This is a genomic window from Porphyrobacter sp. MBR-49, assembly GCF_053628655.1.
Genome location: NZ_JBRJGU010000003.1, coordinates 70,438 through 87,704, shown reverse-complemented (window position 1 = coordinate 87,704; position 17,267 = coordinate 70,438). Strand labels below are relative to the sequence as shown.

Sequence of the window (17,267 nt, the reverse complement as noted above, 5' to 3'; positions counted from 1 at the left end):
GGATTTAACGCGCCGTGCTGCCGCGCGCGATCAGCGATACCGGCACCCGGCGGCGGGCATTATCGTCGTTCTCATCGAGCACCGCTTCGACCAGCGCCGCGCCCGCTTCGGCGGGATCGGGGGCAATCGTGGTCAGCCCCGGACGGGCGAAGCGGCCCGCCAGCAGATCATCGAACCCCATCACCCCCATATCCGCAGGCACCGTCAGATCGGCGGCGGCAAAGGCCTCCATCGCGCCCAGCGCCATCGCATCGCAGGCGGCGAACACCGCGTCCACGCCCCCCTGTTCGAAATCGCCCCGCTCGATCAGGCGGCGCGCGGCGCGGCGGCCTTCTTCTTCGCGGCTGGCGGCGTTGACGGTGGGGGCAAGGCACGGCTCCAGCCCGGCGGCGCGCATAGCTTCGGCATAGCCTTCATAGCGTTCGGTAAACTGCACCTGCGGCGTATTCAGCGCGCCGAGGAAGCACGGGCGGCGATAGCCTGCGGCCAGCAGATGTTCGACCGCCAGCCTGCCCGCCGCGCGGTTGTCTGACCGCACCCAATCAAGCTCGTCAAACGGCGATCCCCAATAGGCGACCCTGCGCCCTTCCCCATCAAGCGCGCGGAAATGTTCCCATGCGGGGGTGTTGGTGGTGGTGCCGATCACCACCAGACCATCGGCGCGGCCCTGTTCCTGATAGTGGCCGAAAAACGCCTCGGCGCGCGCCTGAAACGACACCAGCGTTTCAAACCCGCGTTCCGACGCGGCGACGCAGACAGAGCCGAGCAGCGCGTAGGCAAACGGGTTGATAGTGGCCGCGCTATCGCCTTCGCGGCAGATGACGACCACCGCGAGCGTCCCGGTCGATCCGCGCCGCAGCCGCGCGGCGCGTTCATCGACGAAGTAACCGAGCGCCTCGGCAGCCTCGACCACCTTGCGCCGGGTCGCCTCGGCAATCGCGGGCGATCCGGATAGCGCGCGGCTGACAGTGGGCTGGCTGACCCCCGCCCGCTCTGCCACGTCGAATGATGTTGGCCGTCTGCGTGATGCTCCGCTCATGCTCGCACCTCTACGGCCTGTTGATATCCCTGTGCAAGCGCGCGTGTGCATTCCTATTCTCACTGGAATTGTAGAGCGGCCTCGCGCATGGATTGCGCGGGAGCGTCGAGAGAACGTTCGCAACAGGAGAGAGCAGCGATGGCAATTGCACCAGGCGTGAGTCCGGCAGAGGTGTTGGCAAGCGGGGCGGATGATACACCGCAGGTCGATGCGCCGGGGCTGAACTATTTCGTGTTCGCGCTGTTCTTCATCTTCGGCGGGATCACCAGCCTGAACGATGTGATCATCCCCAAGCTGAAAGAACTGTTCACGCTGAGCTTTTTTGAAGCGAGTCTGGTGCAGTTCTGGTTCTTCATCGCCTATGCGGTGGTCGGCATTCCCGGCGCGCGGTTGGTCAAGAAGCTGGGCTATATGCGCGGCGCGGTGGCCGGGCTTGTAACGATGATGGCAGGCTGCCTGCTGTTCATCCCGGCGAGCCAGACGGCGCTGTTCCCGATGTTCCTGTTGGCCTATTTCATCCTCGCCACCGGCGTGGTGCTGGTGCAGATTGTCGCCAATCCGCTGATCAGCGTGCTTGGCCCCGCGAAGACGACGCATAGCCGGCTCACCTTTGCACAGGCGTTCAATTCGCTAGGCACCACGATTTTCCCCTATTTCGGCGCGATTCTGATCCTTGGCAGCCTAGCCAGCGTCACCGCCGCCGAATTGTCAGGCGCCGAATTGGCCGCCTATCGCACGGCGGAAAGTCAGGCGATCGTGAACGGCTATCTCGGCCTTGCCGCCGCTCTTGCGGTGGTCGCGGGCGTGGTCTGGCTGTTCCGCAACCGGTTGAAGGGTGAAAAGCACGAACACACCAGCCTTGCCGAAGGGCTTGGCCTGCTCAAGCGCCCGCGCTTTGGCTACGGCGCGGCGTCAATTTTCCTGTATGTCGGCGCGGAAGTCGCGATTGGCAGTTTCATCGTCAACTACCTGATGCAATCGCACGTGCTGAACCTGCCCGAACAAGGCGCAGGGCAGCTGATTTCAATCTATTGGGGCGGCGCGTTGGTGGGGCGCTTTATCGGCTCGGGCCTGCTGCGCATGGTCAGCCCCGGCCTGTTGCTGGCGACGGTGGCGGCGGGCGCGATCACGTTGATTGCGATTTCGGCCAATTCGACCGGGGTGATCGCAGGCTATTCGCTGCTGGCAGTGGGTCTGATGAACGCGATCATGTTCCCTACCATTTTCAGCCTCGCCTGCGAAAAGCTGGGGCCGCGCACTGCGGACGGATCGGGGATCATCAACGTCGCCATTTGCGGCGGCGCGGTGGTGCCGGTGCTTTATGGCGCGCTGGCCGATGCCACCAGCCTGGCGTTTGCGCTGGTGCTGCCGGCTGTTTGCTATGCCATTATTGCGGGCTTCGGGATCTTTGCCCGCCGACCTGCATGACCCTGCGCACACTTGAATAAGTATGCGCGGGGTGGCGGCGACGGCCGCGTGCGCCTAGGTAGGGGGCTCTAGGAAAAAGGCCGCCCTGCATGAGCTTCACCGCTGACCGCCTGCTGTTGTTCGGAGCCACGGGCGACCTTGCCCAACGGATGCTGCTGCCCAGCCTGTTTGCGCTCGATGCCGATGGCTTGCTGGCCGATGACCTCAAGATTATCGGCACCGCCCGCAGCCAGCTGACCAGCAGCGAATATCGCAGCTTCGCGCGCGCGGCGCTGGAGAAATACCTCCCCGCTGACCGGCGCGGGCGGATGGCGGATTTCCTCAACCGCCTCAGCTACCAGACGCTCGATGCGACCACGCTTGAAGGTTATGGCGATCTTGCCGCCAGAGTCGGCACCCCGGCGCGCGGGCTTGCGATCTTCCTCTCGACCGCGCCGAGCCTGTTTGAACCCACCATCAAGGGGCTGCAATCCGCCGGGCTGACAGGTGATAATGTGCGGATGTGCCTTGAAAAGCCGCTCGGCACCGATCTCGTTACCAGCTGCGAAATCAATGATGCGGTCGCCGCCGCCTTCCCCGAAGACCGCATTTTCCGGATCGATCACTATCTTGGCAAGGAGACGGTGCAGAACCTGCTGGCACTGCGCTTTGCCAATCTGATGTTCGAACCGTTGTGGAATGCGGCGCATATTGATCACGTGCAGATCACCGTCGCCGAAACCGTCGGGCTGGAAGGCCGCGTCGCGTTCTATGATGATGCGGGCGCAATCCGCGACATGGTGCAGAACCACATGCTGCAATTGCTCGCGCTGGTGGCGATGGAGCCGCCCGCGCATTTCGATGCGACGGCTGTGCGCGATGAAAAGGTCAAGGTGCTGCGCGCGCTACGCGCCGTCGAAGCGGGCGAGACGGTGACGGGGCAATATCGTGCAGGTGCCATAAACGGTGCTGCGGTGCCGGGTTATGACGATGAATTGGGCAAGCCGTCGGACACCGAAACCTTTGTCGCGATCAAGGCGCACGTCGATAACTGGCGCTGGAAGGGCGTGCCGTTCTACCTGCGCACCGGCAAGCGGATGCCCCGGCGCGTGACCGAAATCGTCATCCAGTTCCGCAGTGTGCCGCACAGCATTTTCGCCGGAAAAGGCGCAACGATGCAGCCCAACCAGCTAGTGATCGGCATTCAGCCGGAAGAAAACATCACCTTGTCGCTGATGGCCAAGGTGCCGGGGCTGGACCGCGAAGGCATCCGTCTGCGGCAGGTGCCGCTCAATATCGCGATGCAGGATGCATTCAGCGGCGCGGTGCGGCGGATTGCCTATGAACGCCTGCTGCTCGATCTGATTGAGGGTGATCAGACCCTATTCGTGCGCCGCGACGAGGTGGAAGCGCAGTGGGACTGGATCGACGCAATCCGCGCTGGCTGGGAAGAAGAAGGCCTGACGCCAAAAACCTATACCGCCGGAAGCTGGGGGCCAAGCGCCGCCATCGCGCTGGCGGAACGCGACGGAGTAACGTGGCATGAATGATCTCAACGACACGCTTCACCGCGTCACCCAGCGGGTTATCGAAAACTCCCGCTCCAGCCGCGCCGCCTATCTCGATCTGATCGCGCGCGAAGCCGATAATATGGGTGAACGCAGCGCTGTATCGTGCTCCAACCTCGCCCATGCCTATGCCGGGGCGGTGGAAGATCAGGCCGCGCTGGTTGCGGGCAAGGGCGCGAATATCGGGATCATCACCGCCTATAATGATATGCTGTCCGCCCATCAGCCCTATGGCCGCTATCCCGATCGGCTGAAGATTTACGCCCGCGAAATCGGTGCCACGGCGCAGGTGGCGGGCGGCACCCCGGCGATGTGCGACGGGGTGACACAGGGCGAAAGCGGCATGGAATTGTCGCTGTTCAGCCGCGATGTGATTGCGCTGTCCGCCGCCGTCGGCCTCAGCCATGCGATGTATGATGGCGCGCTGATGCTCGGCATCTGCGACAAGATCGTGCCCGGATTGCTGATCGGGGCGCTGCGGTTCGGACACCTGCCGACCATCTTCGTCCCCAGCGGCCCGATGCCCAGCGGCATTCCCAACAAGGAAAAGCAGCGCGTCCGCCAGCTGTATGCCGAAGGCAAGGCGACCCGCGCCGAACTGCTGGCCAGCGAAATGGGCAGTTACCATTCGCCCGGCACCTGCACCTTTTTCGGCACCGCCAATTCCAATCAGATGATGATGGAGATGATGGGGCTGCACATTCCGGGCAGCGCCTTCATCCAGCCCGGCACGCAATTGCGTCAGGCGCTTGACCGTGAAGCGGTGCACCGTGTCGCCGCGCTGGGGCGCAAGGGCAATGATTACCGCCCGCTGGGCCGCTGCGTCGATGAAAAGGCGATCATCAACGCCGCGGTTGGCCTGCTGGCGACCGGCGGATCGACCAACCACGCGATCCACCTTCCCGCGATGGCACGCGCGGCGGGGATCGTGTTTGACTGGGATGATCTGTCGGCGCTGTCATCGGTCGTCCCGCTGATCGCGCAGGTCTATCCCAATGGATCGGGCGATGTGAACCAGTTCCACGCGGCGGGCGGCATGGGCTATGTGATTGGCGAGCTGATCGAAGCGGGCCTTGCCCACCGCGATATCCTGACCGTGGGGCGTAGCGATCTCAGCGACTATGCGCGCGAACCCGGCCTTGATGGCGAAGAACTGACGTGGCGCGAAGTGGGCGCGGCGGGCGATGATACGATGCTGCGCCCGGTGTCTGACCCGTTCAAGCCCGATGGCGGAATGCGGTTGCTGACCGGCAATCTGGGGCGCGCCTGCATCAAAACCTCGGCGATTGATCGCGAACGCTGGACAATCGAGGCGCCGTGCCGCGTGTTTGCCGATCAGGCCGCCGTTTCGGCTGCGTTCAAGGCGGGCGAGCTTGACCGCGATGTGGTGGTGGTGGTGCGGTTCCAGGGCCCGCGCGCCAACGGAATGCCCGAACTGCATTCGCTCACCCCGCCATTGGGCGTGTTGCAGGATCGCGGATTCCGCGTGGCGCTCGTCACCGATGGGCGAATGTCGGGGGCGAGCGGCAAGGTGCCCGCCGCGATCCACTGCACGCCCGAAGCATTGGGTGGCGGCCCGCTGGCGCGCCTGCGCGATGGCGATGTGGTCAAGGTCTGCGCGGTCACGGGTGAGCTTTCGACCACCGCCGATCTTTCGGCCCGCGATCCGGTGCCCGATCCGCGCGCCGACATGGGCACGGGGCGCGAATTGTTCGGGATGATGCGCCGCTTTGCCGATGGGGCCGAACAAGGCGCGAGCGCGATGCTCGCCACCGGGGGAATCTGACGATGGCCACGATTGATGACTTGATGCGCATCGCCCCGGTGATCCCGGTGATCGTGATTGACGATGTCGCCCACGCGGTGCCGCTGGCCGAGGCATTGGTGGCAGGCGGATTGCGCGTGCTCGAAGTCACCTTGCGCACCCCGGCGGCGCTGCCCGCGATTACCGCGATGAAACAGGTTCCCGGCGCGATTGTCGGCGCGGGCACCGTCACCAACCCGGCAGAACTGGACGCGGCGCTGGCGGCGGGGAGCGAGTTTATCGTTTCCCCCGGCCTGACCGAGCCATTGGGCAGGGCGGCGATTGCCAGCGGTGTCCCGTTCCTGCCCGGCATCGCCAATGCCGGTGACATCATGCGCGGGCTGGACATGGGGCTGACCCGGTTCAAGTTCTTCCCCGCGATGGCGGCGGGCGGCTTGCCCGCGTTAAAGGCGCTGGCCGCGCCGTTTGGTCAGTGCCGGTTCTGCCCCACCGGCGGGATCGGGCCGGACAATGCCGCCGAATGGCTCACCTTCGATCCGGTGCTGTGCGTTGGCGGAAGCTGGGTGTCTCCCAAGGGCGCGCCTGACAAGGCAGCAATCGAAGCGATGGCAAAGGCCGCTTACGGCTTAGGCTGAGACACCTTTCGCCAGCATCAGCGCGCCGATAATCCCGGCGTCTGCGCCGCGTCGCGGGCGGATGATGCGGTGGCGCGGGCCGCCGGGCAGATAGCCCGCATCGAGTTCCCGTGCGCGATCAGCCACCCGCTCGATCAGACCGGGCGTGTTCGCCACGCCGCCGCCGATCACCACTTCGCCCACCGCGATGCTCGCGAACAGCATATGGCAGGCCTGCGCGATATAGTCGGCGATGATCGCATGGCCGGGGTGATCCGCGGGCAATTGCGATAATGACTTGCCCCAGCGTGCGGCAATCGCGGGGCCGCTGGCAAGGCCTTCCAGACAATCGCCATGATGCGGGCATATCCCGGCAAAGTCGCGGTCATCCGCGTGGCGGCGCGGGTAGATGTGGCCCATTTCCGGATGCGCGATGCCATGCACCGGCTCGCCATCCAGCACCAGTCCGCCGCCGATGCCGGTGCCGATGGTAAGGTAGGCGAGGCTGCCGCCCTGCCCCCCGGCCGCCACATATTCGGCCAGCGCGGCGGCGTTCACGTCGGTATCGAAGCCGACCGGCACGCCAAGCTTGCCTGCAAAGAACCCGGCAATGTCGCAATCGGCCCAGCCCGGTTTGGGCGTGTTGGTGATGAAGCCCCAGCGTGGGCTGCCTGCGTCAAGTTCAACCGGGCCGAAACTGCCGATCCCCAGCGCTGTGATCGCGCCCTGCGTCTTGAACCACGCCGCCGCCTCGGCCAGCGTCGTGGCCGGATCGCGGGTGGGGATGGTGTGGCGGGCGCTGATCGCATCAGGCGCAGAACCCACCGCCAGCACAAATTTGGTGCCGCCCGCCTCGATCCCGCCCAGCATCATGCGACCCCTTGTGATTGCACCGCGCGCAGCGCCGCGCGCTCGCCATCCAGTTCCAGCTGCAACAACGGCGCGGGCACGCCGCCAAAACCGCCATCGGGCAGCATATCGACAAAGGAACACACCGTCAGGCTGGCATCGACGAACCAGCTATAGCTCTGCAGCGGGCGGTCGGCCGGGTTGGCAAGCACCAGCCCGGTGCCGTTCAACGGCTTCCACGGCCCCTGCATCGATGTCGCCACCATCCCGTAAAGCCCCCCCGGCGCATGGCGCAATTCGGGTGCGAATGTCCCTGTCTGCGTTGACCAGAAGGCATAGTAATGCCCGCCGTGAAACACCAGATGCGCGCGCTCCAGCTCATTATTGACGCCGTCTGCATGGAGGCAAGGCGGGATCAACACCCACCCTGACGCATCCCTGCGCGCCAATCCGAACGCACCGTTGAACGCGTTGTCAGACCCGGCCAGCGACGCGGTGAAGGCGAGGTATTCGGTGCCGTCCGCCGGATCGCGGAAATAGGCCGGATCGCGGAACGCCTTGATCATGCCGGGTGCGCCATCATGGGCATCGGCGGGCATGTAATCTGCGCCGTAATTATCAAAACACGGGGTGGGAAAGCTCCATTCGCCCGGCAGGCCATCGGCCCCTACCGCCGCGCTCGCCTGCCAAAGCTGCTGTTGATAGCCCCCGGCCTTTGCGGCGGTGCCGGCGGCGGTGAGGAACAGCGTCATCACCCCGTCATCAAACAGCGCCGATCCTGCCCATTCGCGTTCGTATGGCACATCAAAATCAGGGAGGACCGGGCCAAGATCCAGCCATTCACCTTCTCGCCGTTCGATCAGGTGTATCTTCGCTTCGAAGTGGCGCAGCCCCGGATCGCCCCTGTCAGGCGCGGTCAGGGCCATCCATAGCGCGCGCCCGGCGATGGTGGCGGGCTGGCCGTGCGCGTCCTGCACCGGCCACATATCCCAATAGAGCCGCGCGGGATCAAGCCGCGAGTAATCCGGCGCGATAATCGGCGGGATCAACGCCGCAGCGCCCGGCGTAATCTGGCGCACGTGCTCCGCGGTCCAGGCTGTCGTCATGGCAGCAGCTTATCCCAAATCTTGAATCAAAAAACCGGGCTGGCCACCGGGAGAGTTGGCGGCCAGCCCGTTTGCGATGGTGTGGATCAGAAGTCGAACCGCACCGAAGCCAGCACCGTCCGGCCCGCAATCGAGCGCGCACGCACGATGTTGTTGCCGGGGATTGCGCCTTCTTCCGCTTCGGTGAACCCGTTGGAATTGAACAGGTTCTGCGCGTTAAGCCCGATTTCGATCCGGTCAACCGGGCGCACCGCGACAAACGCATTCACCTGCGTAAATCCGGGCAGCTTCAACTGGTTTGAATCCTGCGTGAAGCTGTTGGTGGTGCCCACCACATTCGCGCCCAGCGTGAACAGATCGGCATCATATTGCGCGGTCGCCTGATAGACCAGATCAGCCTGACGCCGCGGCGTGTTGCCGATGACGGTGAGGTCAAGCGCATCCTTGATTTCCGCATCGGTCCAGGTCGCGCCGCCTGACAGGGTGAAACCGCCCATGCGGTATGCAGCTTCGAGTTCGACACCGTAAGCCTCAAACTCGGTATCGAACAGCACCACCGGGGCAATATCGACATTGGTTTCCGATGTTTCAGCATAGAAGCCGGTGGCAAATACCGACAATCCGTTGGCCTGATATTTCAGCCCCGCTTCAAGCTGATCGACCTTGGCAATCACCCCGGAATCGCCGCCCGGCAGGCTGCCATCGACCGCGCTGACTGCGGGCGAAAACAGGCTGCGGTCGGCGGTGTGACGGCCGCCCTGGCTGTAACGCGCAAAGACGCCCAGATCATCGGTCAGCAGGTAATTCGCGCCGAGCGAGAAGCTGAAATAATCGAAGTTGTAATTGACCGGACGCGCACTGCCGAGCGGGAGCACGCTGGTCTGCGCCTCAGCCGGGCTGATCACGCCGTCATTATCGAAATCAAAGCTGGTCAGCCCGATGCCAAAGCCGCTGTCAGCCCCGGTGATCGTGCCATCGGCATCGCCAAAGTCATAACGGATGCTGCCATCGAGCGTCAGTCGGTCAAGTTCCAGCGAAAGCGACGCGAAGGGTGCGTAGGTGCTGTAATCGACATCATAATTGCGGCGGCAGCAATTGCCGAAGAAGCTTGCGCCGAACCCGACCGTGCCGTTCTGCGTGACGAGATCTCCATTCACATCGCGGATATCGACCAGCACCGCCTCACCATTGCCCTGCACGGTCTGGACGTGTGACGTCCACAGCCAGTCGGTATCAATGGTCTGGCGCGACAGGTAGAAGCCGGTGGTGAAATTGGCCGAACCGCCGCTGAAATCGAATTCCTTGTTCACCCGAAAATCATTGGTGATGTTGTCGAGGCTGTTGAGCCGGACGTTGAACACCACCACATTGGTGAGCAACCCGTTGCCGCCGATATTGGCCGCATTGGCGACCGCGCCGGTGTTGGGGCCAGAGGCAAATTCGATCGTCGAACCCGCGCCGCCGATGGCGTCGGCAACATTCTGCGCGGTGTCGGCGCTCGCCGGGAAGGGCGATTGGAAGCTGCCCGAATTGTCCGCAAACCGGAACCGGTTGGTCAGCGTCCACCCGCCACCCACGTCGATCTCGCTTTCGATCCCGAAGGCGAAGCTTTCGACCGAAAGCCCGTCGCGGAAATCAAAGCTGGCGGGGTTGTTGTTGCCATCCAGCGTCACCGCCGGGGTCAGGAACGGGCTGAGCAGCGAATCCCGGCGCGGGTTGAAGCCGGGGATCGCGTTGAAATCCGGGCTGGCGTCAGTCCCGCCCACAAATACCGGCTGCGGCAGAATGGTCGGGGTGCGATCATCCAGATACTTGGCCGAAAAGCGGATATAGCCGCCATCGAATTCCTTGGTGATATTGGCCTTGATCTGGCCGCCATCATAACCGTTGAACCCGATATCGCGCGGGCCTTCGCCGGTGCGGTAGAAGCCGCCGACATGGAAATAGAGGTCATCAGCCAGCGGCGCGCCGTAATCGAAATCGAGCCGGTAGCTTTCAAAATCCAGCCCGACACTGCCCTGAATCGCGCCGCCTTCCTGCTGGCCGGTCTTGGAGATGAAGTTGATCACCGCCCCCGGCGCGTTCGAGGCGAAGGTCGAGGCCGAGCCGCCGCGCACCGCTTCGACGCGGGCGACAGAACGATCGGCGCGCAGGAAGTTATCGGCATTGCCGAAGATGATGTCGCCGAATTCAAGGATCGGCAGGCCATCTTCCTGCAACTGGATATAGCGTGCCCCGCCGGTTGATACCGGGATGCCGCGCACCGCGATGTTGGCGTTGCCTTCACCGCCCGATGCTTCGGAACGGATGCCGGGGATCTGGCGGATCAGGTCAGCCGAAGACGGCGAACCAAGATTGGCGATGGTGTCCGCGCCGATGGTGCTGACCGAAACCGAACTTTCGATCCGGTTCTGGCCGCGCGCAACCGCGGTGACGATGATTTCGTTGCCTTGGGTCTCAGCCGTTTCATCAGCGAGATTATCCTGCGCCACAGCCGGACTGGCGATGGCACACAGGGCTGCACTTGCACAAAGCGCGATACGCAATTTCATGGGTAGTCTCCTCTCGAATTCGCGCTTCTGTGGCGCCGACACGTTCATGACTACGCCCATTGCAAACGTTTGCAACAGGAATCTTGCAAACGTTTGCATTTTACCGGGAAACGTGTCACTTCCATGTCACAGCGCGGCGACAGATCCGTGCGGACAAGAGGATCGGACAGGCGCATATGACGGAAAAGCCCCGGCTTTCGCTGCTGCGAATCATCGAAATGAATATCGGCTTCTTCGGGCTGCAATTCAGTTTCGGGCTGCAACAGGCCAATATGGGGCCGATCTACGGCTTTCTTGGCGCGGACGAGGCAACCATGCCGCTGTTGTGGCTGGCAGGCCCGATGACCGGGTTGATCATCCAGCCGATTGTCGGCGCGATGAGCGACCGCACCAACACCCGGCTGGGCCGCCGCACGCCCTATTTCCTGATCGGCGCGGTGATCTGTTCGCTGGCGCTGTTCGCCATGCCCTATTCCAGCACGTTGTGGATGGCAGCCAGCCTGCTGTGGATCCTCGACGCGGGCAACAACATCACGATGGAGCCATACCGCGCCTATGTTGCCGACCGGCTCAAGGCGAGCCAGCGTTCGGTCGGGTTCCTGACCCAGAGCGCCTTTACCGGGCTTGCGCAGACGCTGTCCTATCTCGCGCCGAGCCTGCTGACCGCGTTCGTGGCGCGCGATGTGCTCGACGCCAATGGCATTCCGGTGATCGTGCGGATTGCCTTCATCATCGGGGCGATCCTGTCGATATCGACCATTGTGTGGTCGGTATTCCGGGTGCGCGAACTGCCGCTGTCGCCCGAACAATTGGCTGATCTGGAGGCCAAACCGCTGACCGTGCGCGCCACCTTTGCTGACATTGGTTCCGCCATCCGCGATATGCCGCGCCCGATGCGCCAGCTTGCCGCCGCGATGCTGTGCCAATGGTATGCGATGTTCGCATACTGGCAATATATCACCTTTGCCGTGGGGCGCAGCATCTACAATACTAGCGCGCCTGCCAGCGCCGCCTTTCGTGAAGCCACGCTGACCACCCAGCAGGCGGGTGCCTTGTATAATTTCATCGCGTTTCTGGGCGCATTGGCGCTGATCCCGGTGGTGGCGCGGTTCGGGGCGCGGCACGTCCATGCGGTGTGCCTCGCCGCATCGGGCGCGGCGATGCTGATGATCCCTGGCGCCAGCACGCCTGCGGCGCTGTTTGTGCTGATGCTGGGCATCGGGATTGGCTGGGCGGGGATGATGGGCAACACCTATGTGATGCTGGCCGATTGCATCCCCCCGGCGCGAAACGGCATTTACATGGGCATTTTCAACCTGTTCATCGTCATCCCGATGCTGATCCAGACGCTCACCATGCCGCTGATCTATCGCCCGCTGCTGGGCGGCGATCCGCGCAATGTGCTGATGCTGGGCGGCGTCTTGATGCTGGCTGGCGCGATAGCTACGCTGCGGGTCGATGCCGGGCACCGCCGCCCGCGCGAACAGGGGCTGGTGGCAAGCTAGACATGGGCGAGGACAGAACGGCGCGCACCGCAGTGCGCACCATCACCGATCTGGCACGGCTGGCCGGGGTATCGCCCGGAACGGTATCGCGCGCGCTGGCGGGCAAGAGCCTGGTCAACGCCAAAACCCGCGAGAAGATCGAAGCGATTGCCCGCGAACACGGGTTCCGCCCCAACCAGATGGCGAGCGGGCTGCGCCGCCAGAAAACCGGGGTGATCGGGGTGGTCATCCCGCTGGGGCATGACACCCGCCAGCAGATTTCCGACACCTTCTTCATGACCCTGCTCGGCTTCCTTGCCGATGAACTTACGCTCAGAGGTTATGACCTGATGCTGCGGCGCGTGGTGCCCAAGGACGACGCCGACTGGCTCGACCGGTTCATCGGATCAGGCATGATCGACGGGGTGATCGTGATCGGTCAGTCCGATCAGTTCGACCGGATCGAGGAGGTCGCCGATGGCTATGGCCCGATGGTGGTGTGGGGCAATCATGCCGAAGGCCAGCGCCATTGCGTGGTCGGCACCGATAACCGGCTGGGCGGCAGGCAGGCGGCTGAACGCCTGATCGCTGCCGGAGCGCAGCGGCTGGCGTTTCTGGGCGACACCACCGCGATCGAATTCGCCGCGCGCTTTGCCGGCGCCGAAGATGTCGCGCGGCGCATGGGCCTGCCGCCAATTATCGAACTGCCGACCCACCTTTCCCCCGAGCGAGCGAGCGATGAAATTGCCCGCCATCTTGACACCGTCATGGGCCGGATCGACGGGATCTTTGCTGCGACCGACACGCTTGCGGCGCTATGCCTCACGGCCCTGCGGACACGCGGAGTGGCGGTGCCGGGTGACATCAAGCTGATCGGGTTCGATGATCTGCCGATCGCGTCGCATACCGTGCCGCTGCTGACCACGGTCAAGCAGGACATCGCGGCCGGCGCGCGCGGGCTGGTTGACCTGCTGCTGCGGCGGCTGGCCGGGGAACAGACCGAAAGCCTGGTGTTGCCCCCGCAACTGGTGGTGCGGCAAACCGCCTGACGCTGGCGGCCTTCAGGCGGCGACAGGTTCAGGCTGGCTGACCAGCGCGGCCAGATCTGCGGCAGTCAGTGGCCGCCCGATGAAATGCCCTTGCAAATGGTGCAGTCGTTCTGAGCGCCCGATGACCCGATAGCCAAGCGGGCAATGCTGCGATAAAGCCCCCGTCATGGACATGGCTGACCTGTTGCAACGTTATTTCGGCACCCGCGATCTGGCCGAGGTCGCGCCCGCTGCGCTGCCCGCCGGGGTGGAGCGGATGCGGGTGGATTTCGGCATGGTGCAGGATCGCGGGCAGCGCTTTGCCCTGTGGACGCTGTTGATGGTGCTGGGCGATGCGCCCGATCTCGACATTGCCTTCGCGCATGAGGAAGACCGTGAAGCCGCGCGCAATCTGATCGATATGCTGGCCGCCGCCGCGCCTGATTGACCCCTGCCCGCGCCCGTATAATTAAACGCAAGCCAAACCGCCTGCAAACGTGTATGGGCCGCGCATCGACGCACCCGCGAACGGGCCAAGCGCCCCGTTCTTGCTCGGTCGATTTCACATTCCTTTGTGCCCCTGCCCTTGGCGCGCGCACTCGCCTGAAAGCCTTTTTCCATGCCATTTCCCGATCTTCCCGCTGGCCTTGCCGAGGCCCTGACCCAGCGCGGCTACGAAGCGCTCACCCCGGTGCAAACCGCCGTGCTGGAACCCGAAGCGCATGGGCGCGATCTGGTGGTGTCGGCGCAGACCGGTTCGGGCAAAACCGTGGCGTTTGGCCTTGCCTTTGCCGAACAGGTGCTGGGCGATAATGGCCGGGTGCCGCCCGCGCGCGCGCCGCTGGCACTGGTGATTGCGCCGACCCGCGAACTCGCGTTGCAGGTCGCGCGCGAGCTTGACTGGCTTTACAAGGCCGCCGGTGCGCGCATCGCCACCTGCGTCGGCGGCATGAGCCCGCAGGTCGAACGCCGCGCGCTGCAAGCCGGGGCGACCATAGTTGTCGGCACGCCGGGGCGGCTGCGCGATCATCTGGAACGCGGTGCGCTCGACCTGTCATCGCTAGCGGTCGTGGTGCTCGATGAAGCCGACGAAATGCTCGACATGGGGTTCCGCGAAGAGCTGGAAGAAATCCTCGATGCCACCCCCGAAACACGGCGGATGCTGATGTTTTCGGCGACCATGCCGCGCCCGATCGAGGCACTGGCCCGGCGTTACCAGAAGAACGCCCTGCGCATCTCCACCGCCGGCAGCGAGCGTGGGCATGGCGATATTGCCTATCAGGCGGTCACCGTTTCACCGTCAGAGATTGAAAACGCGGTGGTCAACCTGCTGCGTTTCCACGAGGCGGAAACCGCGATGTTGTTCTGTGCGACGCGCGAAAATGTGCGCCACCTCCATGCCACCTTGCAGGAACGCGGGTTCGGCGTGGTCGCACTGTCGGGCGAACATTCGCAGCAGGAACGCAATCAGGCGTTGCAGGCGCTGCGCGACCGCCGCGCCCGCGTTTGCGTGGCGACCGATGTGGCCGCGCGCGGGATCGATCTGCCGTCGCTCAGCCTGGTCGTCCATGTCGAAATCCCCCGCGATGCCGAAACCCTGCAGCACCGTTCGGGCCGCACCGGGCGCGCGGGCAAGAAAGGCGTGGCGGTCATCATCGTCCCCTACCCGCGCCGCAAGCGGATCGAATCGATGCTGCGCCATGCCAAGATCAACGCCGAATGGACCACCGCGCCTGATCGTGATGCGATCATTGCCCAAGACCGGGTGCGGCTGCTCGACAAGCTGATGCAGCCGGTCGAAGTGACCGATGGCGACCGCGAATTGGCGGACAAGCTGCTCGAAACCCGCTCACCGCAGGAAATCGCCGCGATGCTTGTGCAGGCGCACCGCGCGTCGATGCCCGAACCCGAAGAACTGCTCGCCGCCTCGGTCGAAGCGCAGCGTAGCGCGCATCAGGATAAACACCGCCCCGGATTTGAAGATACGGTTTGGTTCAAGATGGATATCGGCCGCCGCCAGAACGCCGATCCGCGCTGGGTGATGCCGCTGATCTGCCGCCGCGGTCACATCACCCGCAACGAAATCGGCGCGATCCGCATCGGCCAGCAGGAAACTTTTTTCCAGGTGCCGCGCGCGATTGCAGGCAAATTTGCCGAAGCGATTGTGGCAACCGCCGGAAACGAGGAGGACGGCGGTTATGTCGCGATTGCCCCCTCCACCGAACCGCCGCGCATGGCCGCGCGCGAAAATGCCAAGCGCGGCAAACCCAACGGCCCCGCGCAGGCACGCCCGTTCAAGCCCAAGCCCCATGCGGGCGCACAGGCCAAACCCCACGCCCCAGCGCATGGCAGGCCAAAGCCAAAGCCAAAGCCAAAACCCACGGGTCGCGGCTAAAGCGCGCTATGCCAGCGCGCCGGTATTAGTAATTCCACTGCGCCTGCAACCGCAGGATCTGGCCGTCAGCCTGCCCTAACCGGCGTTCGTCGGCTTCCTTGCGCGATGCCCAGCCATAGGTCGCGGTCAGTTCCAGCGCCGAAGTTGGCAGGAATTCGAGACCCAGTTCCAGCTCCTCGGTTTCCAGCCGGGGGGCATTGACCGCGCCCTTGAAGCCGCCACGATAATATTGCCACCGCGCGAAGGGATAGAACGGCCCGAGCGGTGACTGCTTGACCCGCCCCATCGCCTGCACATAGCCGCCATTGAGCGAACGTTGTTCGATCTGCCCGGTCGCCGGATCAAATTCCGGCCCGGTGCCCCAGTTCCATTCGACCTGCAGACCGATAGGCTGCGGATACAGCACCGCGTGCACCCCGGCGCGATTGTCTTTGAAACTGACAGGGCTGACCCCGCCGCTGCGCAGTTCTGGGTTGAAACGGTTGCGGATCGCCGATCCGCCCAGTTCCAGCACCTGCCCATCAAGCCCCAGACCATCAAGTTCAAACGGCCAGGTGGCCAGCGCCACAGTCATCACACTATCATTGGTTTCGGTGCGGTTGGTGCCCTGTCCGTTGAACACGCCCAGCCCGAACGCGCCGTAATTGCCGAAAAGTTTCTGCCCATCGGCTGACAAGCGATCCCAGATCTTGCGCACCTGAGGCGGGGTGTAATAGGCGGCGATCCCCACATCGCGCTCCCCCGGAACGGCGCTGTTGATCGCGTCCGTCCGATCCAGCGCGAGGCGGTTGGACGACGATTGCAGGTTCTCCCAGCCATAGGGCACTTTCGCCTGGCCAAGCCGGATACGGAACGACTTGTCGCCGGTCGGGAACACGTCGGCATAGGCATCGCGCAACTGCACAAACCCCTCGCGCCGCTCACCCGCTGTCTGGTTGGATACCGCAACGGCGAAATCGGGCTGGAGGTAGATCGAGACATGGTCGTTGACGTCGCCCTGCACCGCAAGGCGGACGCGGCGCAGGCTGAAATTGCTGTTATCGCGAACGCCGCTATCGCCGATCGTGCGCAGGCGCGAAACACCCGCAGGTGCGGTCGAATCGCCGGAAACGATCTCGTTTATCCGCATCTGGGTGTAGCCGCGCAGGGACAGCTTTTCATACCAGGCCTTGCGCGTTGGCGCAGCGGCGCGGGTGGGGGCTTCGACCTGTGCCAGAACTGGAGTCGGCTGAGTCGGGTTGACTGCCTGCTGGACAGGCTGCTGCTGCGCCAGCGCCGTGCCGGCGGGTTCGGGCGCAGGTCCGGTCGCCACTTGCGCCGCTTTCAACTGTTCAACCACCGCCTTCAATTCATCAATCTGGCGCTGAAGATCGGCGATGGTTCGGGCCTGATCGGCCTCGCCCGCTTCGGCAGCAGCGTTGGATTGGGCTAGCACCGGCGCATGGGCACCTGCCGCCATC

14 protein-coding genes are annotated in these 17,267 nt (G+C 64.1%); 8 read left to right on the top strand and 6 right to left on the bottom strand.

Annotation, left to right across the window (positions count from 1 at the left end; translation table 11 throughout):
* Nucleotides 1-4: 4 nt before the first annotated feature.
* Nucleotides 5-1,039 carry a LacI family DNA-binding transcriptional regulator gene (locus ACSSV3_RS04920; protein WP_354322607.1) on the bottom strand — a complete coding sequence of 345 codons (1,035 nt, stop codon included), beginning with the start codon at nucleotides 1,037-1,039 and terminating at the stop codon, nucleotides 5-7.
* 138 nt (nucleotides 1,040-1,177) lie between these two features.
* Here ACSSV3_RS04920 and ACSSV3_RS04915 point away from each other — a divergent pair, with 138 nt between their 5' ends.
* From ACSSV3_RS04915 to eda, 4 genes are all read left to right on the top strand, one after another.
* Nucleotides 1,178-2,467: a sugar MFS transporter gene (locus tag ACSSV3_RS04915; RefSeq protein WP_354322605.1), complete on the top strand. Its 1,290-nt coding sequence runs from the start codon at nucleotides 1,178-1,180 to the stop codon at nucleotides 2,465-2,467.
* 89 nt (nucleotides 2,468-2,556) lie between these two features.
* The gene (zwf, locus tag ACSSV3_RS04910) at nucleotides 2,557-3,996 is read left to right on the top strand and encodes a glucose-6-phosphate dehydrogenase (RefSeq protein WP_354322604.1); all 1,440 of its coding nucleotides are present in this window, start codon (nucleotides 2,557-2,559) and stop codon (nucleotides 3,994-3,996) included.
* Nucleotides 3,989-5,800: a phosphogluconate dehydratase gene (edd, locus tag ACSSV3_RS04905; protein WP_354322602.1), complete on the top strand. Its 1,812-nt coding sequence runs from the start codon at nucleotides 3,989-3,991 to the stop codon at nucleotides 5,798-5,800. Before zwf ends, edd begins: the two co-directional genes overlap by 8 nt.
* 2 nt (nucleotides 5,801-5,802) lie before the next feature.
* The gene (eda, locus tag ACSSV3_RS04900; RefSeq protein ID WP_354322600.1) at nucleotides 5,803-6,414 is read left to right on the top strand and encodes a bifunctional 4-hydroxy-2-oxoglutarate aldolase/2-dehydro-3-deoxy-phosphogluconate aldolase; all 612 of its coding nucleotides are present in this window, start codon (nucleotides 5,803-5,805) and stop codon (nucleotides 6,412-6,414) included.
* On the opposite strand, the gene ACSSV3_RS04895 is transcribed toward eda, so the two are convergent.
* The 3 genes from ACSSV3_RS04895 to ACSSV3_RS04885 all read right to left on the bottom strand — a co-directional run bounded on the left by ACSSV3_RS04895 (nucleotide 6,406) and on the right by ACSSV3_RS04885 (nucleotide 10,900).
* On the bottom strand, nucleotides 6,406-7,266 hold the full coding sequence (locus ACSSV3_RS04895) for an ROK family protein (RefSeq protein WP_354322599.1): 861 nt from the start codon (nucleotides 7,264-7,266) through the stop codon (nucleotides 6,406-6,408). The two genes, eda and ACSSV3_RS04895, sit on opposite strands and share 9 nt — an antisense overlap.
* Nucleotides 7,263-8,348: a glycoside hydrolase family 68 protein gene (locus tag ACSSV3_RS04890; RefSeq protein WP_354322597.1), complete on the bottom strand. Its 1,086-nt coding sequence runs from the start codon at nucleotides 8,346-8,348 to the stop codon at nucleotides 7,263-7,265. Before ACSSV3_RS04890 ends, ACSSV3_RS04895 begins: the two co-directional genes overlap by 4 nt.
* 86 nt (nucleotides 8,349-8,434) lie before the next feature.
* The gene (locus ACSSV3_RS04885; protein WP_354322596.1) at nucleotides 8,435-10,900 is read right to left on the bottom strand and encodes a TonB-dependent receptor domain-containing protein; all 2,466 of its coding nucleotides are present in this window, start codon (nucleotides 10,898-10,900) and stop codon (nucleotides 8,435-8,437) included.
* Nucleotides 10,901-11,076: 176 nt separating this feature from the next.
* Between ACSSV3_RS04885 and ACSSV3_RS04880 the strand changes: the two genes are divergently transcribed.
* Together ACSSV3_RS04880 and ACSSV3_RS04875 are read left to right on the top strand one after the other, a co-directional pair.
* Nucleotides 11,077-12,405: an MFS transporter gene (locus ACSSV3_RS04880; protein ID WP_354322594.1), complete on the top strand. Its 1,329-nt coding sequence runs from the start codon at nucleotides 11,077-11,079 to the stop codon at nucleotides 12,403-12,405.
* 2 nt (nucleotides 12,406-12,407) lie between these two features.
* Complete coding sequence (locus tag ACSSV3_RS04875) at nucleotides 12,408-13,433, top strand: LacI family DNA-binding transcriptional regulator (protein WP_354322592.1); 1,026 nt, start codon at nucleotides 12,408-12,410, stop codon at nucleotides 13,431-13,433.
* 12 nt (nucleotides 13,434-13,445) lie between these two features.
* Here ACSSV3_RS04875 and ACSSV3_RS04870 read toward each other — a convergent pair whose 3' ends face one another.
* Nucleotides 13,446-13,607, bottom strand: coding sequence for a hypothetical protein (locus ACSSV3_RS04870; protein WP_454184758.1), 162 nt, complete (start codon nucleotides 13,605-13,607; stop codon nucleotides 13,446-13,448).
* On the opposite strand from ACSSV3_RS04870, the gene ACSSV3_RS04865 reads away from it, so the two are divergent.
* The gene (locus ACSSV3_RS04865) at nucleotides 13,600-13,860 is read left to right on the top strand and encodes a hypothetical protein (protein WP_354322590.1); all 261 of its coding nucleotides are present in this window, start codon (nucleotides 13,600-13,602) and stop codon (nucleotides 13,858-13,860) included. The genes ACSSV3_RS04870 and ACSSV3_RS04865 overlap by 8 nt on opposite strands.
* Before the next feature lie 171 nt (nucleotides 13,861-14,031).
* Nucleotides 14,032-15,807, top strand: coding sequence for a DEAD/DEAH box helicase (locus ACSSV3_RS04860; RefSeq protein ID WP_354322588.1), 1,776 nt, complete (start codon nucleotides 14,032-14,034; stop codon nucleotides 15,805-15,807).
* 25 nt (nucleotides 15,808-15,832) lie between these two features.
* Here the strand turns inward: ACSSV3_RS04860 and ACSSV3_RS04855 are convergent, their stop codons facing one another.
* Nucleotides 15,833-17,266, bottom strand: a complete 1,434-nt coding sequence (locus tag ACSSV3_RS04855) for a porin (RefSeq protein WP_454184766.1) — start codon at nucleotides 17,264-17,266, stop codon at nucleotides 15,833-15,835.
* Nucleotide 17,267: the final 1 nt, after the last annotated feature.

Bases quoted from the DNA above. Each gene is read 5' to 3' on its own strand.
- ACSSV3_RS04860 (WP_354322588.1), top strand. From the start codon at position 14,032: ATGCCATTTCCCGATCTTCCCGCTGGCCTTGCCGAGGCCCTGACCCAG.
- ACSSV3_RS04885 (WP_354322596.1), bottom strand. From the start codon at position 10,900: ATGAAATTGCGTATCGCGCTTTGTGCAAGTGCAGCCCTGTGTGCCATC.
- ACSSV3_RS04870 (WP_454184758.1), bottom strand. From the start codon at position 13,607: ATGTCCATGACGGGGGCTTTATCGCAGCATTGCCCGCTTGGCTATCGG.
- ACSSV3_RS04895 (WP_354322599.1), bottom strand. From the start codon at position 7,266: ATGATGCTGGGCGGGATCGAGGCGGGCGGCACCAAATTTGTGCTGGCG.
- ACSSV3_RS04865 (WP_354322590.1), top strand. From the start codon at position 13,600: ATGGACATGGCTGACCTGTTGCAACGTTATTTCGGCACCCGCGATCTG.
- zwf (WP_354322604.1), top strand. From the start codon at position 2,557: ATGAGCTTCACCGCTGACCGCCTGCTGTTGTTCGGAGCCACGGGCGAC.
- ACSSV3_RS04915 (WP_354322605.1), top strand. From the start codon at position 1,178: ATGGCAATTGCACCAGGCGTGAGTCCGGCAGAGGTGTTGGCAAGCGGG.
- edd (WP_354322602.1), top strand. From the start codon at position 3,989: ATGAATGATCTCAACGACACGCTTCACCGCGTCACCCAGCGGGTTATC.
- eda (WP_354322600.1), top strand. From the start codon at position 5,803: ATGGCCACGATTGATGACTTGATGCGCATCGCCCCGGTGATCCCGGTG.
- ACSSV3_RS04855 (WP_454184766.1), bottom strand. From the start codon at position 17,266: ATGGCGGCAGGTGCCCATGCGCCGGTGCTAGCCCAATCCAACGCTGCT.
- ACSSV3_RS04875 (WP_354322592.1), top strand. From the start codon at position 12,408: ATGGGCGAGGACAGAACGGCGCGCACCGCAGTGCGCACCATCACCGAT.
- ACSSV3_RS04880 (WP_354322594.1), top strand. From the start codon at position 11,077: ATGACGGAAAAGCCCCGGCTTTCGCTGCTGCGAATCATCGAAATGAAT.
- ACSSV3_RS04890 (WP_354322597.1), bottom strand. From the start codon at position 8,348: ATGACGACAGCCTGGACCGCGGAGCACGTGCGCCAGATTACGCCGGGC.
- ACSSV3_RS04920 (WP_354322607.1), bottom strand. From the start codon at position 1,039: ATGAGCGGAGCATCACGCAGACGGCCAACATCATTCGACGTGGCAGAG.